Annotated in this window: 7 protein-coding genes; 4 read left to right on the top strand and 3 right to left on the bottom strand. The window is 74.6% G+C overall.

Going from position 1 to position 6055, the window contains the following annotated elements; genetic code table 11:
* Positions 1-129 precede the first annotated feature (129 nt).
* Positions 130-1101, bottom strand: coding sequence for an ABC transporter ATP-binding protein (locus AC068A_RS31610; RefSeq protein WP_478589704.1), 972 nt, complete (start codon positions 1099-1101; stop codon positions 130-132).
* Positions 1102-1258: 157 nt separating this feature from the next.
* Between AC068A_RS31610 and AC068A_RS31605 the strand changes: the two genes are divergently transcribed.
* The 4 genes from AC068A_RS31605 (at position 1259) to AC068A_RS31590 (ending at position 4926) form a co-directional block, all read left to right on the top strand.
* A complete protein-coding gene (locus tag AC068A_RS31605; RefSeq protein ID WP_478589703.1) occupies positions 1259-1945 on the top strand; it encodes an ABC transporter permease in 687 nt (228 codons plus the stop codon).
* A 4-nt stretch (positions 1946-1949) separates the two neighbouring features.
* A complete protein-coding gene (locus AC068A_RS31600; RefSeq protein ID WP_478589702.1) occupies positions 1950-2615 on the top strand; it encodes an ABC transporter permease in 666 nt (221 codons plus the stop codon).
* A gap of 62 nt (positions 2616-2677) precedes the next feature.
* Positions 2678-3667, top strand: coding sequence for an ABC transporter substrate-binding protein (locus AC068A_RS31595; RefSeq protein WP_478589701.1), 990 nt, complete (start codon positions 2678-2680; stop codon positions 3665-3667).
* A gap of 110 nt (positions 3668-3777) precedes the next feature.
* The gene (locus AC068A_RS31590) at positions 3778-4926 is read left to right on the top strand and encodes a hypothetical protein (protein WP_478589700.1); all 1149 of its coding nucleotides are present in this window, start codon (positions 3778-3780) and stop codon (positions 4924-4926) included.
* A gap of 369 nt (positions 4927-5295) precedes the next feature.
* Here AC068A_RS31590 and AC068A_RS31585 read toward each other — a convergent pair whose 3' ends face one another.
* Positions 5296-5625 carry a hypothetical protein gene (locus tag AC068A_RS31585; protein WP_478589699.1) on the bottom strand — a complete coding sequence of 110 codons (330 nt, stop codon included), beginning with the start codon at positions 5623-5625 and terminating at the stop codon, positions 5296-5298.
* 109 nt (positions 5626-5734) lie between these two features.
* Positions 5735-5950, bottom strand: a complete 216-nt coding sequence (locus AC068A_RS31580; protein WP_478589698.1) for a hypothetical protein — start codon at positions 5948-5950, stop codon at positions 5735-5737.
* Positions 5951-6055 lie beyond the last annotated feature (105 nt).

Genomic DNA, 6055 nt, shown 5'->3' with positions numbered 1-6055 from the left:
CCCACCCCCCCCCCCCCTCCTCTCTACACCACCCCCCCCCCACCCCCCCCCCCCCCCCCCACCCCCCCCCCCCCCCACGGCGTTTCCGGCCGGTCCGGGCCGTGCCGCGGCCGGTCGGCCCTGGCCGGCTCAGGCCGCGTCGGCGTCCTGTGCGCGGGCCCGGAGCAGTGCCCGGTGCACCCCCTGGGGGGTCAGCACGCCGACCAGCGCGCCGGATTCCGGATCCGTGACCCCGATCCGCCCCGAGTCCTCCTGGAGCAGCGCGGCCAGGGCCTCGCGCAGGCTGGCCCCGAGCGGCACCGAGACCTCCGGTTCCGCTCCGTCGGCCGGCGCGAGGTCGGCGGCCCCGACCGGGGTGACCGCGAGCCGCTTGAGCCCGCGGTCCGCGCCGACGAAGGAGGCGACGTACGCGGTGGCGGGGGCGCCCAGCACGGCGGCGGGACGGTCGAACTGCTCGATGGTGCCCGCCCCGTAGACGGCGATGCGGTCGCCGAGCCGGACGGCCTCGTCCAGGTCGTGCGTGACCAGCAGGATCGTCTTGCGCACGGCCTTCTGCAGCGTCAGGAACTCGTTCTGCAGCCGTTCGCGCACCACCGGGTCCACGGCACCGAACGGCTCGTCCATCAGCAGCACCGGCGGGTCGGCGGCGAGCGCGCGGGCCACGCCGACGCGCTGGCGCTGCCCGCCGGACAGCTGGTGCGGGTAGCGGCCGCCGTACACGGCCGGGTCCAGGCCGACCAGTTCGAGGAGCTCGGCCGCCCGGGCGCGGGCCTTGGCCCGGGGGGTGCCGACGAGCTGCGGCACGGTCGCGGTGTTCTCCAGCACCGTCTTGTGCGGGAACAGCCCCACCTGCTGGATGACGTACCCGATGCGGCGGCGCAGCTCGACCGGATCGGCGGCCGCGATGTCCTCGCCGCCGAGCAGGATCCGGCCGGAGGTGGGCTCGATCAGCCTGTTGACCATCTTCATGGTGGTGGTCTTGCCGCAGCCGGACGGGCCCACCAGCGTGACCAGTTCGCCCTCGGCCACCTCGAAGGACAGGTCCTCGACGGCTGTCGTTCCGTCGGGGTAGCGCTTGGTCACATGCTCGAATCGGATCACACCCGCCATCCTCCCCTACCCGCGCCCCCGGATGTGTGACGGGAGTATTACCCCGGTGCGCATGATTGCGGCCGCCGGGCCCGCGGCGGGTTAGGGTCGCTCCTGGCTGCGAGTTTTCGGACGGATGTGCGTACGGCGGTGGGGAGGGGGTGACGGAATGGCCGGGCAGAGCTGCCTGGTGGCGAACGACTGGGTCTGCTGGGAGTACGTCACCTCCCGCTCCCAGGAGCTGACCGCCGCGACCCTCGAACACGTCTGGATCACCGGTGCGTCGGTCCTCATCGGCCTGGTCGTGTCCGTCCCGCTGGCCCTGCTGGCCCGCCGCGGACGGCGCTGGGCCGCGCCCGTGCTGGGCCTGACGACGCTGCTCTACACGGTCCCCTCGCTCGCCATGTTCTCCCTGCTGCTGCCGCTGTTCGGGCTGTCGGCTTCGCTGGTGGTGACCGGCCTGGTGCTGTACTCGCTGACCATCCTCGTCCGCAACGCGCTGGCCGGGCTGGAGGCCGTCCCCGAGGAGGTGCGGGAGGCCGCGCGCGGCATGGGGTACGGGCCCGGGCGGCTGCTGTGGCAGGTCGAACTGCCGCTGGCGCTGCCGACGCTGCTCGCCGGGGTGCGGATCGCCGCCGTCTCGACCGTGGCCCTGACCACCGTCGGCTCGATCGTCGGCAAGGGCGGCCTCGGCAACCTCATCGCCCCGGCCGTGAGCAGCTCCTTCAAGGCGCAGGTGCTCACCGCCTCCGTGCTGTGCGTGCTGCTCGCGCTCGTGGCGGACCTGCTGCTGCTCGGGCTCCAGCGGCTGCTCACGCCGTGGACGCGCGCGGCGGCGACGGACAGGGGGGCGTAGGGCCGTGGGCGTCATGGGAGGAGCCTGGGACTGGCTGGCGGACGGCGCCCACTGGTCGGGGGAGAACGGGGTGTGGCACCGGCTCGCCGAGCACGTCTGCGTCAGCGGCATCGCGCTCGCCGTCGCCTGCGCGGTGGCCCTGCCGGTCGGGCTGTGGCTCGGCCACATCGGCCGGGGCGGGGCGCTCGCGGTCAACATCTCCAACGCCGGCCGGGCCGTACCGGTCTTCGCGGTGCTCGCCCTGTTCATGGTCTCGCCGCTGCGCAGCGCGGGCTACCTGCCCACCGTCGCCGCGCTCGTGCTGTTCGCCCTGCCGCCCCTGCTGACCAACGCGTACGTCGGCATGCGCGAGGTCGACCGGTCCGTGGTGGAGGCCGCCCGGGGCATGGGCATGTCCGGCGGCCAGCTGTTCCTGCGGGTCGAACTGCCGCTCGCGCAGCCGCTGCTGATGACGGGTCTGCGCTCGGCCGCCGTCCAGGTCGTCGCCACGGCCACGATCGCGGCGATGGTCGGCCAGGGCGGCCTCGGCCGGATCATCACCGCCGGCTTCAACACGTACAACACGCCGCAGGTCGTCGCGGGCGCCCTGCTCGTGGCGGCGCTGGCCCTGCTCGTCGAGGGGGTCCTCGTGGCGGCGGAGCGGCTGCTGGCCCGGCCGGTGGCGCGCTGACCCGAGGCCGGCCCCCGGCCCACCCGTTCCTGTTCGCATCCACCCCTCTGGAGGACCACGACATGAGCAAGTCCACGCGGGCCCTGGCCGCGGCCCTCGCGGCAGCGGCCCTCGCCGCTTCTCTCACCGCCTGCGGCGGTGAGAGCCTGGAGCAGAGCAAGGAGGCCGGCGGGTCCGCATCCGCGTCCGGCGACGGCGGCTCCGGCAAGGGGAAGCTGGTGATCGGCGCGGCCGGGTTCACCGAGTCCAACGTGCTGGCGGAGCTGTACGCGCAGGTGCTCCGGGACGCCGGGTACAGCACCTCGATCACCACGGTCAACAACCGCGAGCTGTACGAGCCCTCCCTGGAGAAGGGCGAGATCGACGTCGTCCCGGAGTACGCGGCCACGCTCGCCGAGTTCCTCAACGCCAAGGTCAACGGTCCGAAGGCGCCCGAGGAGAAGCCGGTCGCCTCCAGCGACCCCGCGGCCACGGTGGCCGGGCTGGAGAAGCTGGCGGGGCCGCTGGGCCTGAAGGTCCTGCCGGCGGGCGCGGCGGTCGACCAGAACGCCTTCGCGGTGACGAAGGAATTCGCCCGGAAGAACAACCTCCGCACCCTTTCCGACCTCGGCCGGTCGGGGCTGAAGGTGAAGATCGCGGCCGGTGACGAATGCGCCGTCCGGCCTTTCTGCGCACCGGGCTTGAAGGCCGCGTACGGAATCGACGTTTCCGGTGTGGACCCCAAGGGCGTCGGCACCCCGCAGGCCAAGCAGGCCGTCAAGGACGGCGCCGACCAGCTGGTGCTCACCACGACCACGGACGCCACGCTGGACAGCTTCGACCTGGTCCTGCTGGAGGACGACAAGAAGCTCCAGAACGCCGACAACGTCCTGCCGGTGGTCAACGCCAAGGACGCGGGCGCCCCGGAGATCGCGGCCGCCCTGGACAAGCTGACCAAGGCCCTCACCACCGCCGACCTCGTCGAGCTGAACGGCCGGGTCGACGCCCGGCGCGAGAAGCCGGCGGACGTCGCGAAGGCCTACCTGAAGGCCAAGGGGCTGATCAGCGGGTAAGCCGCCGACGGGGAAGGGAAGAGAAGGGGACGGGTGGCCGGGTAACTGCCCGGGAACAGATTGCCGGGCAGCCATCCCAAGCGCCCCCCACGCCCTGTAAATTTCTGGCCATGCCCCGAGGACGCCACCGCAATCCCGAACCCCTGCACCGGCTGCTCACTCCCACGGCCGTGGCCGGAGTTTCCCTCACCAGTGCGACCGTGGCCTGGCTGCTCGCCGATCCCGTGGCGCTGAGGCTGCTCGTGGCACTGGCCGCGGCCGTGGGCATCGCGGGCGCCGCCGTCATGCGCACCTGGGACCGTACGGCCGGGCGGCGCGTCGCGGAGCTGGCGCGCGAACGCGTCAAGGACGAGTGGAAGACCGACGAGCGCATAGCCGAGCTGGAATCCGACCTCGAAGAGGCCCGGGTGCTGCGGTCCAAGCTCGACGCCAAGCTCCGGGCCAAGCGGGTCGAACTCGCCGGGCTGCGGGGCGAGCACGCGGCGCTGCTGCGCCGGTACGCCACCGCCGAGACCGAGCGGGCCAGCGCCCTGGAGGGCCGCCGGCTGCTGGCCATCGAGGCCTCCGCGGCCCCGGCGGCCGGCCCGGCGAAGGAGCTCCCGCCGGTCACCGAGGAGCGCACGTCGAGCGGCGCGCCCACCGCGGTCGGCTACGCCCGGGCCCACGCGGCCCTGAGCGCCCTGGCCCGCAAGGCCGAGGCCGGTCCGGCGGGCCCGCAGGGACCCGGGGGACCGGGCGCCCGGGCTCCGCGGCCCGCACAGCCGCAGCCCGCACAGCTCCCCTCGGGGCAGCCCCGGCCCGCCCAGCTGCCGTCCGGGCAGCAGTCCGCGCCGGCCGACGGGGCGCAGTCCGGCACGGGGGCGCAGGCCGCGGGCGCCGGCTCCGCCCTCCCGGCGCGCCGGCCCGCGGGGCCGGTGGCCCCGTACCAGGCCGCACGCCGCCCGGCCCCCCGCACGGTCGGCGGCTTCGACTTCTTCGGCGCGAAGAACGCCGACCGGGCGCGCGCGGCCATCGAGTCGGTCCAGCACGAGGACCTGGCCGATGTGGTCGGGGAGGAGGCCCTGGCCGTCCACAAGGCGGAGTCGGACCGGGCCGCCGCAGGGCCGGAGTCCACGGCGCCCGGGCCCGCGCCGGAGTCCGCGTCGGAGTCCGCGCCGGCCGTTCCCCGGCAGGGCGAGGAGGGCCAGGTCATCGACCTGACCGCCCACGACGAGACCGAGCCGATCGACGTGGTCCGGCTGCGCAGCGCGATCTCCTGAGCGCCGGCCGTCAGACGGCGTTGCGCAGGGACCGGACCGTGCGCGCCAGCTCCGGCTCCGATCCCGCCGTGTGCCGCCGGACTGGCGGTGTCAGCCTGTCGAGCGCAGGTGAGACGGGCGTCCGCGCCCGCACAGCGCGGTGAAGCAGGAACCCACCGAGACGGTCAGACGACCGTGGTAGGACTCCCCGCCCTTTAGGGCGGGGAGCGGAAGTCAAACGGTCTGGTCCGGCATCGGCGCCGTGGTGCTCGGCGCGGTCGTCTTCAAGGAGCGGATCACGCTCGCCCGCCTGCTCTCCTTCGCCTCGATCATCGGCGGCGCGCTGCTGCTGCGCCTGACCTCGGTCTGAAGCGGGCCGCCGTCCGGCGCTCAGGGGTTGGCCAGCACCACGAACATGGAGACGGTTTCGAGCAGCAGCTGCACGCCCAGCGCGACCCGCCGCAGCGTCAGCCGCAATGCGGCCATCGCCACCACGAAGGCGATCACCGCGCCACCGACCAGCGACAGGAAGAGCACGCCGGGGAAGGGTTCGCAGCCGCCCCGCATCAGGCACCCGCTGCCCCGGTCCGTGCTCAGCACCGCCAGCTTCGCCAGGAAGAGGACGGGCAGGAACAGCACGAGCGCGATCACGGAGCCGCGCAGGGCCCGCTTCGAGGCGGCTTCCTGCGGCGTGGCGGGGGCCGACTGGTACCAGGTCATGCCGCCATCCTGTCCCGCCCGGCCGGTACGGGGATCCGTGCGGCTACTCAGTCCCGCGGCCCCGCGTACTCAAGCCCCGGCGGGGCCGGCCGGACCGGGGTTCCGGCCCTCAGAACAGCGGGAGCTGGCCCGGCATCTCGGCCAGGACGAAGCCGTCCAGCGTCGGCGCGGCCGCGCCGAGCACCACCCGGGCCCGGGAGCCGGGGCAGGACACCAGCTCGCCGCGGTCCCGCCCCGCGGGCGGATCGTGCCGGGCGATCCGGCCGCCGGTCACGGCGCAGTCGCGCCCGCATGCGGGACAGGCTCGTCGGGGGGAATGCGCCATGCTCCCAGTGTGCCCTCCGCCACCGACAGCGGCCCCGCCGGGGACACTCAGGCCCCGGCCTCCGCGCCCGCCTCCGCGCCGGCCTCCGCGCCGGCCTCCGCGCCC

The organism is Streptomyces sp. NPDC043854, from assembly GCF_056436005.1.
This window is presented reverse-complemented; position numbering and strand designations above follow the sequence as displayed.